The sequence below is a fragment of the Acutalibacter caecimuris genome (assembly GCF_034335085.1).
GTDB lineage: Bacteria > Bacillota > Clostridia > Oscillospirales > Acutalibacteraceae > Acutalibacter > Acutalibacter caecimuris.
Genome location: NZ_JAWXXJ010000008.1, coordinates 40,274 through 64,265, shown reverse-complemented (window position 1 = coordinate 64,265; position 23,992 = coordinate 40,274). Strand labels below are relative to the sequence as shown.

24 protein-coding genes are annotated in these 23,992 nt (G+C 61.3%); 18 read left to right on the top strand and 6 right to left on the bottom strand.

Annotated elements, in window-relative coordinates; all coding sequences use genetic code 11:
* Positions 1–23: 23 nt before the first annotated feature.
* The 7 genes from thyX (at position 24) to U8U01_RS06185 (ending at position 8,678) form a co-directional block, all read left to right on the top strand.
* Positions 24–803, top strand: a complete 780-nt coding sequence (gene thyX, locus U8U01_RS06215; protein WP_322172612.1) for an FAD-dependent thymidylate synthase — start codon at positions 24–26, stop codon at positions 801–803.
* Positions 800–1,447, top strand: a complete 648-nt coding sequence (locus U8U01_RS06210) for a dTMP kinase (RefSeq protein WP_322172610.1) — start codon at positions 800–802, stop codon at positions 1,445–1,447. Before thyX ends, U8U01_RS06210 begins: the two co-directional genes overlap by 4 nt.
* A gap of 879 nt (positions 1,448–2,326) precedes the next feature.
* A complete protein-coding gene (locus U8U01_RS06205) occupies positions 2,327–2,893 on the top strand; it encodes a DJ-1 family glyoxalase III (protein ID WP_322172609.1) in 567 nt (188 codons plus the stop codon).
* Between the two features lie 82 nt (positions 2,894–2,975).
* Positions 2,976–4,310: an endolytic transglycosylase MltG gene (mltG, locus tag U8U01_RS06200; RefSeq protein WP_322172607.1), complete on the top strand. Its 1,335-nt coding sequence runs from the start codon at positions 2,976–2,978 to the stop codon at positions 4,308–4,310.
* 77 nt (positions 4,311–4,387) lie between these two features.
* Positions 4,388–5,695, top strand: a complete 1,308-nt coding sequence (locus tag U8U01_RS06195) for a peptidase U32 family protein (protein WP_322172605.1) — start codon at positions 4,388–4,390, stop codon at positions 5,693–5,695.
* Between the two features lie 229 nt (positions 5,696–5,924).
* Positions 5,925–6,101, top strand: coding sequence for a YjfB family protein (locus U8U01_RS06190; RefSeq protein WP_322172603.1), 177 nt, complete (start codon positions 5,925–5,927; stop codon positions 6,099–6,101).
* 201 nt (positions 6,102–6,302) lie between these two features.
* Positions 6,303–8,678, top strand: a complete 2,376-nt coding sequence (locus U8U01_RS06185; RefSeq protein WP_322172601.1) for a glycoside hydrolase family 2 TIM barrel-domain containing protein — start codon at positions 6,303–6,305, stop codon at positions 8,676–8,678.
* Between the two features lie 8 nt (positions 8,679–8,686).
* Here U8U01_RS06185 and U8U01_RS06180 read toward each other — a convergent pair whose 3' ends face one another.
* The 5 genes from U8U01_RS06180 to U8U01_RS06160 all read right to left on the bottom strand — a co-directional run bounded on the left by U8U01_RS06180 (position 8,687) and on the right by U8U01_RS06160 (position 13,309).
* Positions 8,687–8,815, bottom strand: coding sequence for a hypothetical protein (locus U8U01_RS06180; RefSeq protein ID WP_322172600.1), 129 nt, complete (start codon positions 8,813–8,815; stop codon positions 8,687–8,689).
* 115 nt (positions 8,816–8,930) lie between these two features.
* On the bottom strand, positions 8,931–10,151 hold the full coding sequence (locus U8U01_RS06175; protein WP_322172598.1) for an AfsR/SARP family transcriptional regulator: 1,221 nt from the start codon (positions 10,149–10,151) through the stop codon (positions 8,931–8,933).
* 46 nt (positions 10,152–10,197) lie between these two features.
* Positions 10,198–11,175 carry an alpha/beta hydrolase gene (locus tag U8U01_RS06170; protein WP_322172596.1) on the bottom strand — a complete coding sequence of 326 codons (978 nt, stop codon included), beginning with the start codon at positions 11,173–11,175 and terminating at the stop codon, positions 10,198–10,200.
* Between the two features lie 281 nt (positions 11,176–11,456).
* Complete coding sequence (locus tag U8U01_RS06165; RefSeq protein ID WP_322172594.1) at positions 11,457–12,794, bottom strand: MATE family efflux transporter; 1,338 nt, start codon at positions 12,792–12,794, stop codon at positions 11,457–11,459.
* Between the two features lie 71 nt (positions 12,795–12,865).
* Positions 12,866–13,309, bottom strand: a complete 444-nt coding sequence (locus U8U01_RS06160; RefSeq protein WP_322172592.1) for a MarR family winged helix-turn-helix transcriptional regulator — start codon at positions 13,307–13,309, stop codon at positions 12,866–12,868.
* 173 nt (positions 13,310–13,482) lie between these two features.
* Here U8U01_RS06160 and U8U01_RS06155 point away from each other — a divergent pair, with 173 nt between their 5' ends.
* The 11 genes from U8U01_RS06155 to U8U01_RS06105 all read left to right on the top strand — a co-directional run bounded on the left by U8U01_RS06155 (position 13,483) and on the right by U8U01_RS06105 (position 22,630).
* Positions 13,483–14,211 (top strand): hypothetical protein, encoded by a 729-nt coding sequence (locus U8U01_RS06155; protein ID WP_322172590.1) that lies wholly within the window; start codon positions 13,483–13,485, stop codon positions 14,209–14,211.
* A gap of 268 nt (positions 14,212–14,479) precedes the next feature.
* A complete protein-coding gene (locus tag U8U01_RS06150) occupies positions 14,480–14,989 on the top strand; it encodes a helix-turn-helix domain-containing protein (RefSeq protein ID WP_322172588.1) in 510 nt (169 codons plus the stop codon).
* A 444-nt stretch (positions 14,990–15,433) separates the two neighbouring features.
* On the top strand, positions 15,434–16,807 hold the full coding sequence (locus U8U01_RS06145) for a TrpB-like pyridoxal phosphate-dependent enzyme (RefSeq protein WP_322172586.1): 1,374 nt from the start codon (positions 15,434–15,436) through the stop codon (positions 16,805–16,807).
* Positions 16,808–17,040: 233 nt separating this feature from the next.
* The gene (locus U8U01_RS06140) at positions 17,041–17,808 is read left to right on the top strand and encodes a hypothetical protein (protein ID WP_322172584.1); all 768 of its coding nucleotides are present in this window, start codon (positions 17,041–17,043) and stop codon (positions 17,806–17,808) included.
* 30 nt (positions 17,809–17,838) lie between these two features.
* Positions 17,839–19,098 (top strand): 3-isopropylmalate dehydratase large subunit, encoded by a 1,260-nt coding sequence (leuC, locus tag U8U01_RS06135; RefSeq protein WP_322172582.1) that lies wholly within the window; start codon positions 17,839–17,841, stop codon positions 19,096–19,098.
* A complete protein-coding gene (locus U8U01_RS06130; protein WP_322172580.1) occupies positions 19,095–19,973 on the top strand; it encodes a GNAT family N-acetyltransferase in 879 nt (292 codons plus the stop codon). Before leuC ends, U8U01_RS06130 begins: the two co-directional genes overlap by 4 nt.
* On the top strand, positions 19,970–20,695 hold the full coding sequence (locus U8U01_RS06125; protein ID WP_322172579.1) for a DUF3788 domain-containing protein: 726 nt from the start codon (positions 19,970–19,972) through the stop codon (positions 20,693–20,695). Before U8U01_RS06130 ends, U8U01_RS06125 begins: the two co-directional genes overlap by 4 nt.
* 15 nt (positions 20,696–20,710) lie before the next feature.
* The gene (gene dmpI / locus U8U01_RS06120; protein ID WP_322172578.1) at positions 20,711–20,953 is read left to right on the top strand and encodes a 4-oxalocrotonate tautomerase DmpI; all 243 of its coding nucleotides are present in this window, start codon (positions 20,711–20,713) and stop codon (positions 20,951–20,953) included.
* Between the two features lie 3 nt (positions 20,954–20,956).
* Positions 20,957–21,439: a 3-isopropylmalate dehydratase small subunit gene (gene leuD, locus U8U01_RS06115; RefSeq protein WP_322172576.1), complete on the top strand. Its 483-nt coding sequence runs from the start codon at positions 20,957–20,959 to the stop codon at positions 21,437–21,439.
* 12 nt (positions 21,440–21,451) lie between these two features.
* Positions 21,452–22,099, top strand: a complete 648-nt coding sequence (locus U8U01_RS06110) for a hypothetical protein (RefSeq protein ID WP_322172575.1) — start codon at positions 21,452–21,454, stop codon at positions 22,097–22,099.
* A 57-nt stretch (positions 22,100–22,156) separates the two neighbouring features.
* A complete protein-coding gene (locus tag U8U01_RS06105) occupies positions 22,157–22,630 on the top strand; it encodes a cupin domain-containing protein (RefSeq protein ID WP_322172573.1) in 474 nt (157 codons plus the stop codon).
* Here the strand turns inward: U8U01_RS06105 and U8U01_RS06100 are convergent.
* Complete coding sequence (locus U8U01_RS06100; protein WP_322172572.1) at positions 22,615–23,814, bottom strand: MFS transporter; 1,200 nt, start codon at positions 23,812–23,814, stop codon at positions 22,615–22,617. The two genes, U8U01_RS06105 and U8U01_RS06100, sit on opposite strands and share 16 nt — an antisense overlap.
* Positions 23,815–23,992 lie beyond the last annotated feature (178 nt).

Genomic DNA, 23,992 nt, shown 5'->3' with positions numbered 1-23,992 from the left:
CTGCCCCAAAAGGAGAAGAACCCATGAAAAGTTTACACGTAAAATTGTTGGCCTGTACCCCGGACCCGGAGCGTACCGTGGCCTGTGCCGCCAAACTGTGCTACGCGGCGGCGGATATCGACACGGTATACCAGGGCCTGACAGAGGAAAAAACCGGGGCCTTTATTGATATGCTCACCGAGATTGGCCATGAAAGCCCCCTGGAGCACGCCAGCTTTACCTTTGGCATCGAGGGTGTGTCCCGGTCGCTCCTGGCCCAGTTGACCCGCCACCGGATCGCCTCCTACAGCGTGCAGAGCCAGCGCTACGTCAAAGAGGGGCGGTTCGACTATGTGCTCCCCCCGGAGATCGAGGCCCTGCCCCAGGCCAAGGAAGAGTTCCTGGCCGCCATGGAGGAGGATGTCCGGCACTACCAGCGGCTGGCGGATATCCTGCAAAAAGAGCACGAGCAGGCGTTCCTGGCCCAGGGCCTCACCCCAAAAGAGGCGGCCCGCAAGGCGGAGAAAAAGGCCATTGAGGACGCCCGGTTCGTGCTGCCCAATGCCTGTGCCACCAAGCTGATCTGCACCATGAACGCACGGGAACTGCGGAACTTCTTCACCCACCGCTGCTGCAAGCGGGCCCAGTGGGAGATACGGGCCCTGGCCACCGAGATGCTCCGGCTGGTCCGGGAAACGGCCCCCCACCTGTTCCGCCAGGCGGGCCCCCCCTGCCTGCGGGGGGAGTGCCCGGAGGGGAAAATGAGTTGCGGCCAGGCCACTGCCGTGCGGGAGCAGTTCGCCGGGCTGGGGGCGTCCCTATGAGCCTGATCGTGCTGGAGGGGCTGGACGGCACCGGCAAAAGCACCCAACTGCCCCTGCTGGAACAGGCCCTGGCCCGGCGGGGGCCGGTGCGGGCGGTGTCCTTCCCGGACTACGCCTCCCCCTCTTCGGCGCTGGTGAAGATGTATCTGGGCGGGGCCTTTGGCAGCGCCCCTGGGGACGTGAACGCCTATGCCGCCGGGGCCTTTTACGCGGTAGACCGCTACGCCAGTTTCCGCACCGGCTGGGGGGAGGATTACCGGCGGGGTGTCACCATCCTGGCCGGGCGATACGCCACCTCCAACCTGCTCTACCAGATGGAAAAGCTGCCGGAAAGCCAGTGGGAGGCATATATTGCGTGGGTCGAGGACTTTGAGTACCATAAGCTGGGCCTGCCCCGGCCCGACCGGGTCATCCTGCTGGATATGCCGGTAGAGGTTTCCCAAAAGCTGCTAAGCGGCCGCTACGGGGGCCAGGAGGGCCAAAAGGACATCCACGAGCGGGACCGGGCCTTTTTGGAAAACTGCGCCCGCTGCGCCCGTTTCGCCGCCGCCCGGTTGGGTTGGCGCACCGTGCACTGCGCCCGCGGCGGCCGCCCCCTCCAGGTGGAGGAAATCCACCAACAAGTGCTGCAAGCCGCTCTTTAGGCTCTCCCCCTTTAGCCTTTAAGGCCGTGGGGCCCTGCCCCACACCCCGCTTAAGGAGCTTTTTGAAAAAAGCCCCTTAAGAATCCGCAAAAACTTCTACGCGCACTTCGTGCAACACGTTCTCCTGCCCCGCGTTAGCCTTTTTAAGGCCGTGGGGCCCTGCCCCACACCCTGCTTAAGAGGCTTTTTGAAAAAAGCCCCTTAAGAATCCGCAAAAACTTCTACGCGCACTTCGTACAACACGTTCTCCTGCCCCGCGTTAGCCTTTTTAAGGCCGTGGGGCCCTGCCCCACACCCCGCTTAAGAGGCTTTTTGAAAAAAGCCCCTTAAGAATCCGCAAAAACTTTTACGCGCACTTCGTGCAACACGTTCTCCTGCCCCGCGTTAGCCTTTTTAAGGCCGTGGGGCCCTGCCCCACACCCCGCTTAAGGGGCTTTTTGAAAAAAGCCCCTTAAGAATCCGCAAAAACTTCCATGCGCACTTCGTGCAACACGTTTTCTTCCCCATCCCCGCAACATTCGAAAGGAAAATTTAATAAAAATATAACCACATAAAAGTTTTGTCCACTTTTTCAAAAGTGGTGGGGTTCCCCAAGGGGTGAAACCCCTTGGGCCGCCGGAGGCATACAACAGCGGCCCCCCAAAAAATACCCCTTAGAGAACCCGTTGATATCCCCCTAAGAACCCGGTAATAACCCCTTGATACCTGCCGAAGAACTGGGGGAGAACGGGGCATTATCTGGCCCAAAAAGGCAGGTACGCGGCAGAAAGGGCGGTAAAACCTGTCCTGGCCCATGAAAGAAACGGCAAGAACCGCCCCTTATGGCCGCATACAGAAGGGGCGCAAGCGAATAAGCACAAAGGAAAGGAGCCACAATATATGGTATATGTACTGTTAGCAGAGGGCTTTGAGTTGGTAGAAGCAATGGCCCCGGTAGACATTTTGCGCCGTGCAAAAGTCGAAGTCAAAACCGTAGGCGTAACCGGCAAGGTTGTAACAGCGTCTAACGGGGTACCCGTTACGGCTGATCTGGAGCTGTCCGGGGCCACCCCCGCGTCCCTGGACTGCCTGGTGCTGCCGGGGGGCCTGCCGGGCACCCTCAACCTGGAAAAATCGCCGGAAGTGCAGGCCCTGCTGGATGCTTGCGTGGAGGGGGGCAAGCTGGTGGGGGCCATATGTGCCGCGCCGTCTATCCTGGCCCACAAGGGGTTGTTGAGCGGCAGGGAAGCCACGGCTTTCCCCAGTTTCCAGAAGGACCTGGAAGAGGGCGGCAGCAGGCTCAGCCAGCGCTTTGTTTGCAAGGATGGGCAGTTCATCACAGCACGGGGAATGGGCGTATCTACCCAGTTTGGGCTAAAGCTGGCCCAGGCCCTCACCTCCAAAGAAACAGCAGAGGAGATCCAGGCCGGCATCCAGTTTGACAAGGGAGCGGCCGGGCCGGGCTAAGCCGGGCCATCCCCCAAGGCAGCGGCGGGCCCGGCTGGGAGGAACGGCGGCCCAATACGGATAGGTACAGAAAGGAATCAACATGGACAACAGACCCCAGCAGAATAAAGGACAACAACAAGGTAAACCCCAGGCACCGGCGGGCATCACCCCCACCAGCGGCTTTAAGGTAAGCATTGACGAGCGGGACCTGATGACCGCCAGTATGGAGATGCCCCGCAGCCGCAGGGCGCAGCCTGGCCAGTACAGCGAGCCGCCCCACTCGGTGCGGAAGGCTGCCCTGACCCCCCAGGAACAGCGCGCGGAGCGGAAGGCCCACAAAAAGCGCAACCGGGTAAAGGCCCGGAAGAATAAACGGGTGTTCTCCCTGATGTGGCTGTGTATGGTGCTGCTCATCTCCTTTACCCTGGCCAGCTACCTGATCGGTGGGTCTAACGACTTTTTCGGGGCCAGCCGCCAGCCGGGCAAGGTGGACATCACCATCCCGGAGGGCAAGCTTACCGAAGAAGGGCTGGCAGAGATCCTCCACCAGGCAGGGGCCGTGAAGGAGCCGGAGTTTTTTGCGCTATACTGCAAGATCAAGGAGGACATGGAGGATTTCACCCCCGGCGAATACATCCAGGTGGACACCAACCTGGACTATGAGGCACTGATCAACGTACTACAGGGAGGCGGCAGCGAGCACCTGGAGGTGGTGCAGGTGGTGTTCCCCGAGGGCACGACGGCCCTGGAAATGGCCAACCTGCTGGAGGAAAACGAGGTTTGCACGGCCCAGGATTTCCTGGACGAACTGAACAACGGCGATTATAGTGACTACGATATGGTGGGGGATATTGGCGATACAAGCGGCAGGTACTACAAGATAGAGGGGTACCTGTTCCCGGACACCTACGACTTCTACAAGGGCGAGGAGTTGGACTCGGTCGTGGGCAAGCTGCTTTGGAACTTCCAGCGGAAGGTGGATGACAAGCTACAGCAGAAGATCGCCGACTCTGGCATGACAGTGGACGAAGTGGTACGGCTGGCCAGCATTATACAGGCGGAGGCCGCCAATACGCCGGATATGTTCAATGTATCGGCCGTACTGCATAACCGGCTGAACTTTGGCGCGGACTATGGCATTTTCAACCTGGAGTGCGACTCTACCTCCTTTTACCCCTATAAAAACGCCAAGGAAATGGCGGAACTGGGGGGCACCCTCAGCCACGGGGCTTACGACACGTACCAGTTCAGTGGGCTGCCGGCCGGTGCCATCTGCAATCCGGGCATTGACGCCATAAACGCCGCCCTGAAACCCAATACTACCGGGGACGCGGCGAATTACCTGTATTTCTGCCACTCAGAGGATGGCGTGGCCTACTACGCCACCAACGCGGACGACCACGAGTACAACAAGCAGTTGGCCGGTTTGAGTTGAGAAACAGGGCAAACAACCCTCTCTGCCCCATAAAGCAGGGAAAATCTTGGCCGCCGGAGGCAGAAAGGAGTACAGCTATGGCCGTACAAGAGCCAGAGTTCCAGCATAAGTCGGAGCGAGAGTTCTGGCATAAGCCGGAGCCAGAGTTCCGGCATAAGCCGGAACTCTTAGCTCCCGCCGGGGACATGGAGCGCTTGCAAGCCGCCGTACGCTACGGGGCCGACGCGGTATACCTGGCCGGGAAGGACTACGGGATGCGGGCAGCGCCGGGGAACTTTACAGAGGACGAACTAAAAGAGGCCGTGGCCTTTTGCCACGAGCAGGGGGTGCGGGTGTATGTGACCTGCAATACCCTGCCCCGCAACCAGGAACTGGCAGCCCTGCCGGGGTTCCTGGCCCATTGCCAGGGCTGCGGGGTGGATGGGCTGATCATCTCCGACTTGGGGGTGCTGGCACTGGCAAAGGAATATGCCCCAGCCGTGGAGCGGCATATCTCCACCCAAACGGGCATTGTGAACTACGCCGCCGCCAACGCCTGCTATACATTAGGGGCCAGCCGGGTGGTACTGGCCAGGGAGCTTTCCTTGGAGGAGATTGCCGGGATACGCCGGTATACCCCGCCGGAACTGGAACTGGAGGCTTTCGCCCACGGGAGTATGTGCGTGTCCTTTTCCGGGCGGTGCCTGCTCTCCAACTATATGGCGGGCCGGGACGCCAACCGGGGCCGGTGCGCCCAGCCCTGCCGCTGGGAATACAGCCTGACGGAAAAGCAGCGGCCGGGCCAGCATTTCCCCGTGATAGAGAGCGGGGGAGGCACCTATATCCTCAACTCCAATGACCTGCGGATGATCGAACACATCCCCGCCATGATGGAGGCAGGGGTTGGCAGCCTGAAAATTGAGGGGCGGGCCAAGTCGGCCTATTATGTGGCCTGTGTTACCGCGGCCTACCGCAGGGCTATCGACTTCTTTTGGGAGAACCCCCAGGGGGCGTTGCCGGCAGAGGTTTTGGAGGAAACGGAAAAAGTCAGCCACAGGACGTATTCCGCCGGTTTTTACCTGGGCGGGGAACCGGGCCAGACCACGGGCCGCAGCCAGTACACCCGTACGTATGAGGTGGTGGCGGTGTGCGCAGGCCGGGCCGGCCCCTACATAAAGCTGCGGGAGCGCAACCGCTTTTTTGCCGGGGAGCAGGTGGACATCCTCCAGCCGGGGACAGCGCCGTTTACGGCGGAGTTGGGGGAATTGTATAACGAGGACTGGGCGCCTATCCAGTCCGCCCCCCACGCGGAGATGCTGGTGTACTGGAAAACGGACCTGCCGGTGGCAGAGGGCGCATATCTGCGGGTAAAGGCAGAGGGCAGAAACCAGGTGCCGGGCGGATGATACAAGCAAGGGGCCAGCCTTGGCCCCTTTTTTGTAACGGTTTTGGGTGCGTTCTGCTTTCTCTTTGCCGAGCAGTAGCACAGGATGCCCCCGCCCACCCTGTTATTTTGCAGACAGGGAAATCGTATAAGGGCTCCCCGGCCCTCTGTCCCCATTGACAGCGCCCCCAAAGTGTGCTACACTATCTGTGACCCCATGCGCCCCGGCGCATAAAAAGGAGGTTTTTTCTATGGGTATTATGGACAGCATCGCGTCCATGGCCACGTCCTACAGCCAGGCCCAGGTGGCTACCGGTTACTCTTTGGCCCTGACCAAGAAGATGATGGACACCACCGAAGAACTGGCCCTGAAGGAGCTGCAGCAGATGATGCCCCCCAGCCCCTACACTTTCGACGTGTACGCCTGAGTATGGAACAGGAAAGAAGGCTCCCGCACAGGGGCCTTCTTTCTTTTTGAGGGCGGTGGGTAAAGCGCCGAAACTTTTGCGTTTTCCTATTCATCAACTATGCCCTTTGGACACCCTGCCTGTAACCGGCACTTGCAAAATGACGGAAAAGAGGGTATAATAAAATTTATGAATTTTATCCACAAAAAGGAGTGTGGACACATGAAAGCGCAAGCTTTTAACGAGAACTGGCTTTTTGGCATATATGGGCAGGAAACGCGGGTGGCGATCACATTGCCCCATGACGCGATGATACATGAGCCGAGGGATCCCGCAGCCCCAGGGGGCTCCGGCCATGCCTTTTTTCCGGGCGGGAAGTACATCTACGAGAAGGTGTTCTACTGCCCGGCGGATTGGGAGGGTCAGACTGTCCTGCTGCATTTTGGCGGGGTATACCGCAACGCCCAGGTCAGCCTGAACGGCGAGGCCCTGGCCTGGCACGCCTATGGCTACACAGACTTTACCGTCGACCTGAGCGCGGGCCTGCGCTGTGGCGCCAACAATACCGTGACCGTCGAGGTGGATAACACCCAGATGCCGAACTCCCGGTGGTATAGCGGCAGCGGCATCTACCGGCCGGTGGAACTGATAACCGGCGGGCCGGTGCACATTGGCTGGCAGGGCCTGCTGGTGACAACAGTGGGCGTAGCCCCCGCCAGGGTAAGGGTGGAAACCAGCCACACAGGCGGGGCCGCCGGGGAGAGCCAGCCGGAGGTGGCGGTAGCTGTTTTTGACGGCGACACCCTGCTGGCCCGCGGCACAGGGGAAAAGGTGGAACTGGACCTGCCCGGCGCGGCCCTGTGGAGCGCGGAGAGCCCCAAGCTTTACCTGTGCCGGGCCAGCCTGCTGCAAAACGGGCAAACAGTGGACACGGCGGAAACCTGGTTCGGCATACGGCAGATCGCCTGGGGGCCGGAGGGGCTGTTGATCAACGGCCGGGAAACCCTGTTGCGGGGCGGGTGCATCCACCACGACAACGGCGTATTGGGGGCTGCGGCTCCCCCGGAGGTGGAGGAGCGGAAGGTGCGGCTGCTGAAAGAGGCCGGGTTCAACGCCATCCGTTCGGCCCACAACCCGGCCTCAGAGGCCCTGCTTGCCGCCTGCGACCGGTATGGACTTTACGTAATGGACGAGAGCTGGGATATGTGGTATAAGCATAAAAGGCCCCACGATTATGCGGGGCAGTTTATGGAAGGCTACCAGGCCGACCTGGGGGCTATGGTGGAAAAGGATTACAACCACCCCAGCGTGATCATGTACTCCATTGGCAACGAGGTGGCCGAGCCTGTGGAAGAGCGGGGCATGGACCTGGCACGGGAACTGGTGGCCCGGCTCCATGAACTGGACGGGACCCGGCCGGTAACAGCGGGCATCAACCTGTCCATCCTGACGGCCACGGCCAACGGCAATCCCCTTTACAAAGAGGAAGGGGACCGGGCGGACGACTCCGTAAACCAGACGGGTGGGATGAACAGCACCATGTTCAATATGATGGCCGCCAAGGTGGGCCCCGCCATGAACAACGCCGCTAACGGGCCTAGGGCAGATAAGGTCACCAGCCCTGTGCTGGACGCCCTGGACATAGCCGGGTACAACTATGCATCGGGCCGGTATAAGCTGGAAGGGGAAAAACACCCGGACCGGGTGCTGGTGGGCAGCGAAACATTCCCCCAGGACATCTGGAAAAACTGGCGGATGGTGGAGCGCCTGCCCTATCTTATCGGCGACTTCATGTGGGTGGCCTGGGACTATCTGGGCGAGTGCGGCATCGGCGCCTGGGCCTATACCGCCGACGCCAAGGTGTTCGACAAGCCATACCCCTGGCTGCTGGCTGACTGTGGCGCCTTGGACATCCTGGGCGACCCCAATGGGGAGATGTTCTGGGCCCAGGCGGCCTGGGGGATGCTGAAAGACCCGGTCATTGCCGTACGGCCGGTAGACCATCCGGGGGATAAGCTGATTAAGTCGGTATGGCGGGGGGCCAACGGCCTGCCCTGCTGGAGCTGGCAGGGCTGTGAGGGATACCCGGCCACGGTAGAGGTGTACGGCTGCGGGGAGAGCGTTAAGCTGCTTTTAGACGGCCGTTCTGTAGGCAAAAAGAGGCTGAAGGAGGGCCGGGCCCTGTTTAAGCTGCGCTATGCCCCCGGAGAACTGACCGCCGTGCTGTATGACGGCAAGGGCAGGGAAACCGGCCGGAGCAGCCTGTTTTCCGCGGTGGGCGCGGCTAAGGCCTGCCTGGAGCCGGAGAAACTGGAGGCTGCCCCCGGGGAAACCCTTTGCATCCCCATTACCCTGCGGGGTACCAACGGCGTGCGGGCTTGCGCTGCCGACCGGGTGCTGACTGCCACGGTGGAGGGCGGGGAGCTGCTGGCCTTTGGCAGTGCCGCCCCCCGTACCGAGGAGCGCTATGACGTGGGAGAGTGCACCACCTATTATGGCCGCGCAATGGCCGTGGTGCGGGCCGCCAAACCCGGCAGCCTGGTGCTTACCGTCCGTGACGGGCGCCAGGAACGGTCGGCCGTTATCCGGGTGGGCTAAGGCCGCGCCTACTCTAGAGTTTGTTTTATAACCGGAGAAATGCCGGATTTTTGTCCAAAAACGAGGGCTTTCAAGGAAAAACCGCAAGAGAGGCTTGCCGCCAGAAAGGCTTGCAGCCTTTCGAGGATTTTTGACATAGAAAGCACCGTTTTGGGGCAAAATAGACGGCGTTTCGGCGTTTTAAAACAGACTCTAGCCCCAACCGGCAAAATAAAAACAGCCAGGCATTTTTGCCTGGCTGTTTTGGTGGGGTCAGGGGGTGCCCTCCATGGCGGGGGGCAGATGCTCCCCCGGCTGCAAAGGGCATACCGTAACCTGTAGCATGGCCGGGGAGTGGGGGTACAGCCGGCAAAAGGCCCTGGTGATCCGCCGGCAGACCTCCCGGCTGTTCTGAAAACTGGCACGGGGCAGCAGCAGGACGTATTGGGAGGCGCTGCACCGGGCTACGGCGTCCCCCTGACGCAGGGAGGAGGGGATCAGCCGTAAAAGGTTTGCCATAACCAGCTCCAGGCTGCGGCGGTTCAACTGGCCCCCGTGCTTGGGGGCCGCCGTGACCACGGCCAGGCTGGTTTCCTCACCGCTGCGCGCCGAGTCCCGCACCTGTAGGCGGTACAGGGCGCGGAACACATCGTAATCGCAGATAAACGCCCCTTCGGCCGGCTCCTCTGCCAACTGGTCCAGAATAGCCGCCGAGGGCACTGAGCCGCCGCCCATATCATGGGTTGCCCGCCGGTAGATAGACTGGGCCTCTTCGCCGGGCAGGCCCCCAGACTGGGCCAGGAAAAACTGGTTCATATCCTCGTATACCTGGGCGGCAGCCCGGTTCTCCCCCAGGTTGATCAGCGCGGACATCTGCCGGCAGTACAGGTTTTCGTTGAGAGGGTCATGGGCCAGGGCGGTTTGGCACAGCCGCACCATATCCTGCCAGCGGCCCTGCTCCTCCAAAAGGGGGAGGGCCCCGTTGACCGCCGCGGCAAACTGCCCGGCCAGATGACGGGCGGTTTCCGCGGCCCAGGGGTATTCCCGCAGCTTGGGGAGGAACCCCTCGTCGAACATCTCCGCCGCCTGTAGCCAGTTGTCGGGCTGGCTACTGCCACCGGCAGCGCATAGGGCCTGGAACTCCTCTATGTCCAGCGCCACAGGCACGTCAGGCATCCAAATATAGCCGTTCTCCCGGGTCTGCACCAGCCGGTGGCCGGCGCCAGGCTCCAGCCCGTCCAAACAGGCCCGTACCCGGAAAAAGGAGGTTTTCATGGAGTTGGCCAGGTTGGCCGGGCGCTTTTCCCCCCGCTGCGGGGGCCAGAGCACCCCGGCCAGTTCCTCTTTCGAAACAGCCCGGCCCCGGTTGCAGATCAAATAGGCCAAAAGCAGCCAGACCTTTTTTGAGTGCCCAATGCCGTCGCCCACTACCGCGCCCTGGTAGCGCAGGCTGAGCCGGCCAAGCATGGTGATTTGCAGGTTCGATTCGTCCATAAGCGGGCCTCCTGTGGGTTTTGCCGGTAGTGGGGGGGCGGGTTCTTTATATGTCCATCATGTCGTCCAGCCAGCGGATAGCCAACTGGGGCCAGATATCCACTTGGCGGCAGGCATTCTCCACGGCAGCCCGCCAGGCCGGGTCCTGGGCGCCGGGCGGGGCAAAGAAGTGGTCCATCGCATCCGGCTCTACGCCGGGCAGTTGGCCTGCCTGGCATAGGTCCCGCAGGGCGGCCAACTGGGTTTTGGTATAGGGTTCGCCCACATTGCCGGCCAGCCAATCGGCATTGGCCACGGAAAGGCCGTGGGCCCCCTTGGTAAACACATGGTGGGCATAGGGCACGCCTTTTGCCTGTAGGGCCTGGGCGAAGAGATAGCTGTTCTCTACCGGGACACAGTCGTCCTCCATGGTCTGCCACAAAAAACAGGGCGGGGTGTTTTCGCTGACGTGGTTTTCCAGGCTCATGTAGGCCAGTTCTTCTGCCGGGGCGTCCTTGCCCAGCAGGGCCTCAAAGGAAGGCCGGTTGGCAAAGGAGCCGCTGGTGATAACCGGGTAGCAGAGGAGCGCCGCGTCCGGCCGGTTGGAGATCCCGGCGTAGGCGGAGTCAGGGTCGCAGGCCCCGGCCCAGTGGACGGCCAGGCTGGCACACAGGTGCCCCCCGGCGGAAAACCCGCATACGGCCAGCCGGCCCGGGTCAATGGCAAACGCCCCGGCGCGGGCGCGGATAAACCGCACGGCCCGTGAAATATCCTGTAGGGCCTGGGTTTTAAGGGGGGCGTTCATCAGGGGGTTAACGGTATACGTCAGTACAAAGGCATTGTACCCCGCCTGATAGAACACCTTTGCCACCGGTTCGGCCTCTGTAGGGGACACAAAACAGTAGCCGCCGCCGGGCACCACCAGCATGGCAGGGCGTAGCGCGGTGCCGGTATGGGTGTAAGCGGTGAGGAAGGGCACAAACCCCGCGGCCATGGGGTAGGCGTATTCTTCCCCCTGCCAGATGGTATACGTTTGCTGGGTCATGGGAATGCTCCTTTCGGTGTTTGGGACTATCATACCATATACCTGCTTGGGAATCAACCACTAAGTGGGCACGGGGTGTGTTCCAAGCGAAGAGTTTATAACGAAATTTTGGCCCCCGGCGGCGGAGAGTTGGCGTAGCCAACTCTTGGGCTCTGCCCCTAAGAACCCCGCCACCTTTGAAAAGGTGGACGAAACTTTTACCAGTTGGTTGCCGGAATCCCGTTTTTAAACCCTTCGTTTTGGACACACCCGTGGGCGCGCCCCATAGTAAGGACGCCGGGCTACATATAGTGGTACCGTTTCCGTTTGGCAAAGAGGAAGATAAGGGAGATGGCGCAGGCAAAAACGTCGGCCACCGTGACAGACCACCAGATGCCGTCCAGGCCCACAAGGGCAGGCAGGGCCAATACGCAGAGGATCTGAAAGACCAGGCTGCGCAAAAAGGAGATGGCGGCGGAAACCGCGCCGTTATTCAGGGCGGTGAAGAAGGAGGAAACGAAGATATTGAACCCTGCCAGCAGGAAGGACCAGGAGAACACCAAAAAGGCGTGGCGGGTCATCTCCGCCAGGGCCGGGTCGTAGCCCACAAAGACCTGTGCCAGCGGCCGGGCCAGTACCCAGGATAGGGCCATCATCAGTACGCCGCCCCCGAACATCAGCACCACGCTTTTTTTGAGAAGGCTCTTCAGTTCGGCATAGTTGCCGGCCCCGTGGTGGTACCCCACCACCGGCGTGCTTGCCACCGTAAAGCCGATAAACACAGCCACAAAAATAAAGGAAACGTACATCAGCACCCCGTACACGGCCACACCGTCCTCACCGGCAAAGCGCAGCAACTGGAAGTTGTAAAGCATCCCCACCAAAGAGCCGGAGATATTGGACATCAGTTCCGAAGAGCCGTTGCCGCAGGCCCGCAGAAGGACGCGGGGCTCCAGGCGGGTTTTCCGCAGCCGCAACAGGCTGGCATTGGGCCGCAGGAAAAAGAAGAGGGGCAGCACCCCGCCCACGCATTGGCTGATGCCCGTAGCCAGCGCCGCCCCGGCCACGCCCCAGCGGAACCCGGCAATAAACAGCGCGTCCAGGGCCATATTGGTAACGCCGGCCGCCACGGTGTAAAAAAGGCCCAGCTTAGGCTTTTCGGCAGTGGAAAGGAAAGTCTGAAAGACATTTTGCAGCATAAAGGCAGTGGTAAAGCCTATCACAATACGGCCGTACAGGACGCAGTCCCCCAGCATGGCGTCCGTAGCCCCCAGCAGCCGGGCGGCGGGCTCCATAAAGGCCAGGCCAAAGGCCGTGGTAGCCGCGCCGGTCAACAGGGTGAAAAGCACCAGCATGGTAAAGTAACGGTCCGCGTCCTCTCGGCGGCCTTCGCCCAGGGTCTTTGCGACCAGGGCGCTGCCACCGGTGCCGATCATAAAGCCCAGCCCGCCCAAAATCATGGTAAAGGGCATAATCAGGTTGATGGCGGCAAAGGGTACTTTGCCCACAAAGTTCGATACAAAAAGGCCGTCCACCACGCCGTAAATAGAGGTAAAAACCATCATCAGGACCGGCGAGAGGGCGAACCGCAGCAGGCGGGTATAAGAAAAGTGGTCGGAAAGTTGGATCTGTTGTTTCATAAAAAGTCCTTTCTGTCAAAATAACGTACCAATCGGTTCAAGCTGTAAAAAAGGTGTGCGCATCCGGCGGGCTACATAGAGCCCATGGTTTCCCGCAGGCGCTGGTTGAGCTTGCGGTAGGCCCGTAAAAACCCTTCCCGTTCCTGGGGCCCCAGGCCGGCCAGGGCCTGTTCTTCGGCCTCAATCAGCCGGTCGGCGGTCTGCGCTGCCAGGGCCGCGCCTTTTGGGGTCAAGGCCACCTCCCTGGTGCGCCGGTCGCCGCCGGGGGAGAGGGTAATGGCGCCCTCCCGCTCCAGGTTTTTCAGGGCGGAATTCACCGTCTGCCGGGGCTGCTGGATCAGCCGGCAAAGCTGTGCCTGGGTAAGGGGCGGGCTTTCTACCCGCAGGGAGTAGAGGATCCACAGGGTGCACGCCGGTACGCCCAGCCGCTGGGCGGCCGAGCGGTACAGGCTGTCGTTTTCCCGGAAGATGTCGTTAAATTCCAGCAGCCAGGGGTCAATGGTTGGGTCACGCATAGGCATCGCCTTCTAAACTTCCGATATCGGACAAAAGCCATTATAGTCCGATGTCGGATGTTTGTCAAGGGGGCAGCCCGCTGCCCGGTGCAAAATTTTGGGGGCAGCCCATTGTACTTTTCCGTAAAATGGGGTATAATACCAAGTACCATCAGCTAAAAGGGGTGTTTACGATGATTATGCCGATCAACCAGCAGGTGACCAGCATATATAACTATGGGCTGCGCCCGTCGGCCGGTGTGCGGGCAGGCCGGCCTACAGGGCCCATGACGCCGGTTTCCCCGGTGCGTCCGGTAACGGCGGTCTATGTAGAGTCGCCCGGCCGGGTGGGTTTTTCCACCGGGCAGTGGGCCAGCGCCTACCACGCCGAACAGGCCAACCGGGCCCGTGTGCAGTATGCGGACCGGGGGGCGGCTTATCCGGCCGGCAGCACCGGCACGCCCGCGCCGGCAGGGGCGCCGGCCCAGGCCAATGTTTTGCCCGCAGCCTACCCGGCGGAAATGGCTGCCCGTATGCGGGTCAACAGCCCGGCAGATCAGGAGGCCGGGATGCTGGGGGCCCAGGGCGCCCAAAAGGCCGCGGATGAGGGCCGCTGCGAAACCTGCGAAAAACGGAAGTACCAGGACGGTTCCGACGACAGCAGCGTGTCGTACCAGACGCCGACCAGGATCGACCCGGCCATCGTGGCGTCCGCGGTGCGCGGGCACGAGATGGAGCACGTGTACCACGAGCAGGCCAAGGCCAAGCAGGAGGGGCGCAAGGTAGTAAGCCAGACCGTCACCCTCCATACCGACATTTGCCCCGAGTGCGGCCGCTCCTATATCTCAGGCGGCACCACCCGGACCGTCACCAAGGCGGTGGACGGGGGGAAGGCCGGGGAAACCCAACAGGCGGAAACGTGATGCCCTGCACAAGGCCGGCGCTGCCGGGCCGGTATCCTGAAGTTTCACGGCTTACGGGTTAAAACGGAAAATGGCGATGGGCAACACCGCGCAGGGGCCACAGGCTGGCCTTTGTGCGGTGCTGCCTGTTATGGCAGGCAGGGCGAAAACAGAAATGTAAGGGGCAATACGGCGGTAAACCCGGTATGTTACTCCCCGTTGCTTGCGGCAACGGGCCGTTTCCTGTACAATACTGGTAGCAAAACAAAACCGAAAGGAGCTGCCTCTTATGTTAAGCGAAAATATTAAAGTGATCAGGCACGCAAAGGGCCTTTCCCAGCAGGAGCTTGCCGTCAAGCTGAACGTGGTACGGCAAACCATCTCAAAATGGGAGCAGGGCTTGTCCGTCCCGGACTCCGACCTGCTGCTCTCGATCTCGGAGGTGCTGGAAACACCCGTAAGCACGCTGCTGGGGGAAACCGTCGTCGAAACGAAACCGGATGCCATAAAAGCAATCGCCGAAAAGCTGGAGGTGATCAACCTGCAACTTGCCCAAAGGAAGGAAACCAGGCGAAAGACGCTCCAATGGCTGTGCATTGCATTGTGCACGGCCCTGGTGGCGGCTTTCGCGGTCCTGGCCTTCCTCAACAGCCCCTACCAGAACTGGGACTACAGCGACCCGGAGCTTGCCATCGCCGGAACGGCCTACCACGGGTTTGAATGGCTGTTTATCCGGCTCGCGCCGTTTCTCCTGGTGGGGGCAGGGGCGGGTGTCTTTTTGTTGTGGAAGAAATCATAAGGCCCCTTCCCTGGGTTTGCCGGGCTTTTATAAACCGGGAAGGGAAAATGAAATTTCCGGTTGACATCCTTGCAGAAGATGTGTATAATAGGCAGTAGAAACCTTTGAGAAAGTGTAAGTAGGCTGGGCCAATTTCTCCCCAGAGAGCCGCGCGGTGGTGTGAGCGCGGCGGGAAACGCGCGGCTGAATGGGCTTTTGAGGGCGGACCGAAAGGGCCGGGCGGCTGATGCAGCCGTGTGGCGCCATTAGGCGAGCCGGAGTGGCGCTCCGTTAGCAAAGCCGGCGCATAGCAGGTTTGTGCGCATGAGTGGGCGCTTTGTGCGCCAAGCCGGGTGGTACCGCAGGAGTGTATAATCCCCTGTCCCAGCAGAAATTATCTGCCGGGCAGGGGTTTTGCTGTTTATGGCAACCGCCCGGCTGCAACCGAAAGGAGCATACCGAATCATGAGTGAAAACAAGATCCCCTACAAAATCTATTTGGAAGAGCACGAGATGCCGGAGGCCTGGTACAACCTGCGGGCCGATATGAAAAACAAGCCCGCCCCCTTGCTGCACCCCGGCACCTACCAGCCCATGTCCGCCGGGGAGTTGGAGGAAGTGTTCTGCGGCGAACTGGTCCGGCAGGAGCTGGATAACGACACCCCCTATTTCCAGATCCCCACCGAGATACGGGATTTTTACAAGATGTACCGCCCCTCCCCCCTGGTGCGGGCCTACTGCCTGGAGGAAAAACTCCAGACCCCCGCCAAAATCTACTATAAGTTTGAGGGCAACAACACCTCCGGCTCCCACAAGCTGAACTCCGCCATCGCCCAGGCCTACTACGCCAAACAGCAGGGCCTTAAGGGCGTCACCACCGAAACCGGCGCGGGCCAGTGGGGTACCGCCCTCAGCATGGCCTGCTCCTATCTGGGGCTGGACTGCAAGGTATACATGGTCAAGTGCTCTTACGAGCAGAAACCCTTCCGCCGGGAGGTGATGAAGGTCTATGGTGCCAACGTGACCCCCTCCCCCTCGGAAACCACCGGCGTGGGCCGCAAGATCCTGGAGGAGTTCCCCGGCACCGGGGGCTCCCTGGGCTGTGCCATCAGCGAGGCCGTGGAGGTGGCCACCTCCACCCCCGGCTACCGCTATGTGCTGGGCAGCGTGCTCAACCAGGTGATGCTGCACCAGTCCGTCATCGGCCTGGAGGCCAAGGCGGCTATGGACAAGTACGGTGTCAAGCCGGATGTGATCATCGGCTGTGCCGGCGGCGGCAGCAACCTGGGCGGGCTGATCGCCCCCTTTATGGGCCAAAAGCTCCGGGGCGAGGCGGACTACCGTATCATCGCCGTAGAGCCGGCCAGTTGCCCTTCCTTTACCCGCGGCCAGTACCGGTATGACTTCTGCGATACAGGCAAGGTGTGCCCCCTGGCCAAAATGTACACCCTGGGCAGCGGTTTCATGCCCAGCGCCGACCACGCCGGCGGCCTGCGGTTCCACGGCATGAGCAGCGTTTTAAGCCAGTTGTACGCCGACGGGCTCATGGAGGCCGTCAGCGTCAAGCAGACCGACGTGTTCCAGGCGGCGGAAGAGTTCGCCCGGGTAGAGGGCATTTTGCCCGCCCCGGAGAGCAGCCACGCCATTTTGGCCGCGGTCAACGAGGCCCTGCGCTGCAAAGAAACCGGCGAGGAAAAAACCATCCTCTTCGGCCTCACAGGCACCGGCTACTTTGACCTGGTGGCCTACGAGAAGTTCCATAAGGGGGAGATGCAGAACACCATCCCCACAGACGGGGACATCCAAAAATCCCTGGCAAAGCTGCCGGCGGTGGAATAAACGGGTAGGCCCACAGCTACGACGCGGATACCGGCGCGCTGGAGGGCGTAACGGGGACCACCTCATACTACGCCGGCGAATAGGGACAGAAGGGGGCGGGCGCCATGCCGTCCCCTTCTTTTGAATTGTAAACTTTTCTCGATTTTGCCCACTGGGCGGCCCAAAACCTTGCGTAAACAAAAAAAATAGGATATAATGTTTGATAACTACTCAAAACGGAGGTGCCAGGCCACATGGCAAGAGAACGTTACCTGGTGGGCGCCGGGGAAGATACCATCCATACCGGCGTTATCGAACTGAAAACCCCGCGGGACAAGCGGAGGAATTGGTGGTTTTACCACAAGACCCACCTGATCGTGGGCATCGTAGGCACAATAATCCTGGGCAGTGTCATCTGGTCCATTGTCAGCAAGGTGGAGCCCGATTATACCGTGGGGATGATCACCTCCTACAATATACCCGGCGAGGTGATGGAAAGCCTGGAAAACCACTTGGCCCAGTATGCCGACGACCGCAACGGCGACGGCCGGGTGGTGGTGCAGGTCAGCAGCTATGTGTTCGGCAACCCGGCCTCTGCGGAGGATATGCAGGCCACCCAGGCCTCTTACGCCCGGTTTGCCGGGGATGCCACCATGGCCAGTTGTATCCTCTATATCCATGACGACGCCGGGTTCAAAAGCTTGGGGGACAGTTTCCAGGGGTTCTTCCAGTACAATGACGGCACGGCCATGCCGGATACCGCCTGGGACTACGAGAACGCCATGCGCCCTTGGGCAGAGGTACCGGGCCTGGCGGCGTTCACCGCCCAGGGCAACGAGCTGAGCAATTGGACCCCTGAGGTGGTGCAGGAACTGTGCAGCCGCTTGCGGATCTCGGTACGCACGGCAGAGGGCAGCAATATCGAGAAGGACGAAAAGAAGATGGCCTACTATGAGGACAGCATGGCCATGCTCCGCCGGCTGGAAAAAGACGAGAAACTCCCGGCCGCGCAGGGGGAGTAGGCGGCCGGAAAAAATAGGAGGGAAAACAAAATGGCAATGACGATGACGCAAAAGATCTTAGCGGCCCACGCAGGGCTGGAGCAGGTAGAGCCGGGGCAACTGATTGAAGCGCAGTTGGACATGGTGCTGGGCAACGACATCACGTCGCCGGTAGCCATCAACGAGTTTGAGAAGTGCGGGGCCACCGGGGTGTTCCATAAGGACAAGATCGCCCTGGTGCTGGACCACTTTGCCCCCAACAAGGACATTAAAGCCGCCCAGCAGTGCAAGCAGACCCGGCAGTTTGCCAACAAGTATGACATCACCAATTTCTTTGATGTAGGCGAGATGGGCATCGAACACGCCCTGCTGCCGGAAAAGGGCCTGGTAGGCCCCGGCGGGGCCATTGTGGGGGCGGATAGCCACACCTGTACCTACGGGGCGCTGGGGGCTTTCTCCACCGGGGTGGGCTCCACCGATATGTGCGCCGCCATGATCACCGGCAAGCTGTGGTTTAAGGTGCCCTCCGCCATCCAGGTAGAACTGAAGGGCAAGCCCACGGGCTTTGTCTGCGGCAAAGACGTGGTCCTGCACCTGATCGGGGAGATCGGCGTGGACGGCGCTTTGTACCAGTCCCTGGAATTTACCGGCGAGGGTGTAGCCGCCCTCAGTATGGACGACCGGTTTACCATCGCCAACATGGCAATCGAGGCCGGGGCCAAGAACGGCATCTTCCCGGTAGACGAAAAGACCCTGGCCTATTGCCAGGGCCGCTACCAGGGTGAGGTAAAGGTCTACGAGCCCGACCCGGACGCGGTGTATGCGCGCACCGTCACCATCGACCTTTCCACCCTGCGGCCCACGGTTTCCATGCCCCACCTGCCGGAAAACACCCGGCTCATTGAGGAGGTGGGCGACGTAAAGATCGACCAGAGCGTGATCGGCTCCTGCACCAACGGCCGCATCAGCGATATGCGCGTGGCCGCCCAGATCATGAAGGGCAAAAAGGTTGCCAAAAATGTGCGCTGCATCGTCATTCCCGCCACCCAGGAGGTCTACCTCCAGTGCATCCGGGAGGGCTTGGCGGAAATCTTTATTGAGGCCGGGGCCGTGTTCAGCACCCCCACCTGCGGGCCCTGCCTGGGGGGCTACATGGGCATTCTGGCCGAGGGCGAGCGGGCGGTGTCCACCACCAACCGGAACTTCGTAGGCCGTATGGGCCATGTGGATTCCGAAGTGGTGCTGGCCAGCCCCGCCGTGGCTGCCGCCAGCGCCCTGACCGGCTACCTTACCGACCCGGCCAAGCTATGAGGGAGCCGGCCACCCTTACAACCGCCCGGCTGCTGCTCAGGCCGCCGGAGCGGGCCGACGCGCCTGCCATACGGGCCATGCTGGCCCAGGAGCACGTGCGGCGGTACAACTGCCTGGGCAAGCTGCCCACGGTAGAAAAGCTGGAGGACTTGCTGTGCAGCGAGCCGGAGAACCAGCTTTCGTTGGTGCGCAGGGAGGACGGGCAGGTGCTGGGCCACATCGGGCTGGGGCAGGACACGCTGCGTTTCCGGGTCAACGCCACCTCCCTAGACTACTATCTGGGGGAGGAATACGCCCGTCAGGGCTATATGGCCGAGGCCCTGGACGGGCTGCTGCGGCACCTGTTTCTGCGGGAGGGGCTGGAGGCGGTCAGCGCCCGGGCCTTTACGGAAAACACGGCCTCCATCGCCCTGCTGGAAAAGCTGGGCTTTATCCGGGAGGGCACCCTCCGCCGGGCCCTGCGCACCTACGAGGACAAATGCTTTGACGACGCCCTGTTCTCCCTGCTGCGGGAGGAGTACCTGGCCGCGCATCCCCCCAAGCTGGGGGATACGCTGCAAATCCGCATGGACCGCCCCATCGGTGCCGTGCACCCCAAGCACCCGGACCTTACCTATCCCATCAACTATGGCTATGTGCCCGGCCTCACCGCCCCGGACGGCGAAGAGCAGGACGCCTACGTGCTGGGGGTGGATGTACCCCTGGAGGTGTTCACCGGCCGGTTCATCGCCGTCATCCACCGGTTTGACGACGTGGAGGAAAAGTGGGTGCTGGCCCCGGAGGGGATGGACTTCACCAAACGGCAGGTGGAGGAGCTAACCCACTTCCAGGAGCGGTACTACCACACAGAGGTCAGGATGGAGGAAGAGCAATGACAGCCTTGGAACAGGCCGGCCACCAGATCATGGCCTTTATGCGGGGCCGCTATTGCCTGGACGAGGTAGGCGACGGCAAAGGGGAGTTGAAGTTCCGGCAGGGGAAGAAAACCATCCTCACCATTTACAGCAGGGAAGGGCGGTTCGACTTCATGCTGATTTTCGGCCAAAAGGAGCGGGCGGCTTTTGAGGCCCGCCGGGAGGAGTTCCCATCCTGGATACAGGAAATATACGACAGCGCCAAAACCTACCACGACGGCAAGTGGATGCTTTTCCCGGTGTCTGCCCCCGAACAGGTAGAGGCCCTCAAGCCCCTTATTATGATCAAGAAAAAGCCCAACCGCAAGCCCTTCCCCAAAGAGGGCGCGGTGTACGGCCAGTGCGGCCAGCGCTGCGACCTGTGCGTGCACTACATAGGCCAGGACGAGGCGCGTCGGCAGGAGATGATCCCCCCACTGACCCGGATGTACGGCATCACAGACTGGTCCATGCGCTGTGGCGGCTGCGAAAGCGATACCTGCTACTGTAAGGGCAAGCCCTGCCCCGCCAAAGCCTGCGCGGCGGAAAAGGGCCTGGCCCAATGCCGGGACTGCGGGGCGCATCCCTGCATCCGGGCCACCACCTCAGACCATCTGTCCATGGTCCACACCGAAACCCATGACGCCCAGGAGATTACCTGGGGGATTTTGCCCTATGTGCCCTACCAATATGAAAACAGGTGAACAGGAGGGGTTGCCATGCCCTATATTTCCATTGAGTGCGGGGCCCTGGACAAGGGGCAAAAAAAGGCGCTGATTGAGCGGCTGACCGCCACGGCGGCGGAGATCACCCATATCCCCGCCGGTTTTTTCACCGTAACGGTAAAGGAACTGCCGGACGAGAACTTTGGCATCGGCGACAGAAGTATAGACAGGATCAAAGCGGAATATGCCCAGGCGGACGCTCCGGGCAGGAATCAGAACGCCAAGAAAGGAAGTTGACTTATGAACGCAAAAGGCACAGTACACAAATACGGCGACGACGTGAACACCGACGTGATCATCCCCGCCCGGTACCTGAACACCGCCTCCCACCAGGAACTGGCCAGCCACTGCATGGAGGATATTGACAAGGACTATGTGAAAAACGTAAAGCCCGGCGACGTGGTGGTGGCCGGCAAAAACTTTGGCTGCGGCTCCTCCCGTGAGCACGCCCCCATCGCCCTCAAAGCCAGCGGGGCCTCCTGCGTCATCGCCAAAACCTTTGCCCGCATCTTCTACCGCAACGCCATCAACATCGGGTTCCCCATCCTGGAGTGCCCGGAGGCCGCCGCGGAGATAGCCCCCGGCCATCAGGTGGCCGTAGACTTCGACAGCGGCCTGATCACCGACGAAACCACCGGCAAAACCTACCAGGCCCAGCCCTACCCGGCGTTTTTGCAAAACATCATCAAAAGCGGCGGGCTGATGGAGTCCATTAAGGGCTGAGGTGCGGGCGACATGGAGAATTTGGGCAATATCTATTTCCCTAGCTGCAATTTTACCAAGGCCAGCCCCCAGGCGGCCAAAAAGCTGCGGGATTGGCTCAAGGCGTCCATGCCCGTGGCGGGCTGCTGCCGGACGGATGCCAGGGAGTATCCGGCGGGGGGCCGGGCCCTGTACCTCTGCCAAGCCTGCCGGGAAACAATCGAGGAGCGTTTCCCTAAGCTGGAGCCGGAGAACCTGTTTGCCTGGCTGGACCGGGAGGGTGGCCTTGCCCTGCCCGATTACAGCGGCCTTATGGTGAGTATACAGGACTGCTGGCGGGACCGGGCCCACCCGGAGATCCACCGGGCGGTGCGCAGCCTGCTGGAAAAGATGGGGGTGGCTGTCCGGGAGATCGGCGAAAACCGGGAGCGGGCGGACTACTGCGGCAACCTGCATTTTACGCCCCGGCGCCCGGCGGCCCTGGCCCTGGTAAGCGCCCGGCCGGATACGCCCCTGTGGCAGTTCCCGGAAGAGGAGCAGCGGGTGGTTTTTGCCGAACAACTGGAAAAGCACGGCGGCCTGCCGGTGCTCTGCTACTGCAACCGCTGCCAATTGGGCATCAAAACAGCCGGCGGCAGGGCGGTGCACCTGATGGAACTGGTGATGGGTACTTATCAGTAAAAGAAAAGCCCCTGGCAAAAGCCGGGGGCCAATTTATACCAAAGGGAGGAAAGCAGGATGGAAACAGCAGGGCAGGTCATCCATATGCCGGTAGCCGGGCTCAAGGCCCGCCACAAAACCGGCGGCGGGCCGTATGCATATACCCGCAAAGACTTTGTAAAGCGGGGCCAGGCCCACCGGTGCGTGGTCAGCGTGTACGAGATCCCGCCCGGCAAGTCCGCGTACCCCTACCACTACCACTGCCAAAGCGAGGAGGTTTTCTATATCCTCGGCGGCAGCGGTACACTGCGTACGCCAGAGGGGGAGCGGCCGGTGGCTGCCGGGGAATTGCTCTTTTTCCCGGCCGGGGCCGGCGGTGCCCACAAGCTTACCAACCATGGCCAAGAGCCCCTGGTGTATATCGATTTTGACACCGCCCAGGCGCTGGATGCTGCGGTGTACCCGGACTCCGGGAAAATCGGCCTGTGGGGGATGGGGGTCAACCAGGTGTTCCGGCAGGGGGACGCGGTAGATTACTACGAGGGCGAGTGAGGCCCTGGCCTGCGGGCCATGCGGAACAGCAGGCAGGCCACCATCACTGCCGGGAACACCGCCGCGCTGAGCATCCCGGCCCGCAGCCCGGCAAACTCGCTGACCATGCCCGCCAGGGCCGGCCCGGCCGAGCAGCCCATGTCGCCGCACACCGCCAGCAGCCCGAACATGGCGGCGCCCCCCTTGGGGTATACCGCCGCGGTAGAGCTGAGCACCCCCGGCCACATCAGGCTGATGGAGAACCCGCACAGGGCGCAGCACAGCAGGGACAGCATGGGGATAGCCAGCAGGGCCGCGCCCGTGTAGCACAGCACACACAGCAGGGCCGTGCCCAAAAGCCAGCGGTACAGGTCCATCTTTGCGCCGAACACCCCGTAAATGGTGCGGCCAATGCCCATAAATACCGCGAACAGGCAGGGGCCCAGCAGGTCGCCCCAAAGCTTTTCTACCCCCAGGGCCTGCTCGGCAAACAGGGAGCTCCACTGGCTCATGGCCAACTCCGCGGCCCCGGCACAAAGCATCAGCACCATAGACAGCACAAACAGCTTAGAGCGGCAAAGCTGCCCCAAAGGCACCTTTTCCTCCGGGGGTACCGTAGGGCGCAGGGGCACCCTGGCAAAGGCAAACAGGTTGTAAAAGGGCAGCACTGCCCAAACCAACGGCAGCACCCACCACAGCGCCTGCCCCATCAGCCGCACGGCTACCGTGGTCAGCAGCACCACCGCCACCTGCCCCCAGCAGTAAAAAGAGTGCAAGAGGCTCATCTTCGCGTCCTTGGCCTCGCTGGGCAGGGAGTCGATAATGGGGCTGACCGCCACCTCGATGATCCCCCCGCCAACAGCCGTCACCATGGTGGCCAGGGCCAGCCCGCCAAAGGCAAAGCCGGCGGGCAGTATCCGGGGCAGTACGCCCAGCATCACCAGCCCCGCCGTGCAGCAGATATGGGCCGCCACCGTGGCCGCCCGGTAGCCTATGCGGTCTACAAAGCGCACGCAAAGCACGTCAACGCAGATCTGCGTCACAAAGTTGAAGAGGATCAGGGAGGAGATCATGGCGTACGATATGCCGAATTCCCGTTGGAAGATCACAAAAAACGGCGGGCTCAGGTTATTGACCACACCCTGCACTATGTACCCCCGGTAGCAGGCCATGCGGGTAGGGCGGTAAGAAACGGTTTCAGGCATAAGGCGGTCCCTCCTAAAGGCGAAATTGGCAGTATTATAGCAAAGAAAAAGAAGAAAGTCAACAGCCAAGGGCTTTCCGGGTGTGTCCAAAGCAAAGAGTTTAAAAACGAGGCTCCAGCAGACAAATGGTAAAAGTTTCGTCGTCTCACCTGCCGGTTCGGTCGGCTCGTGACAGCCA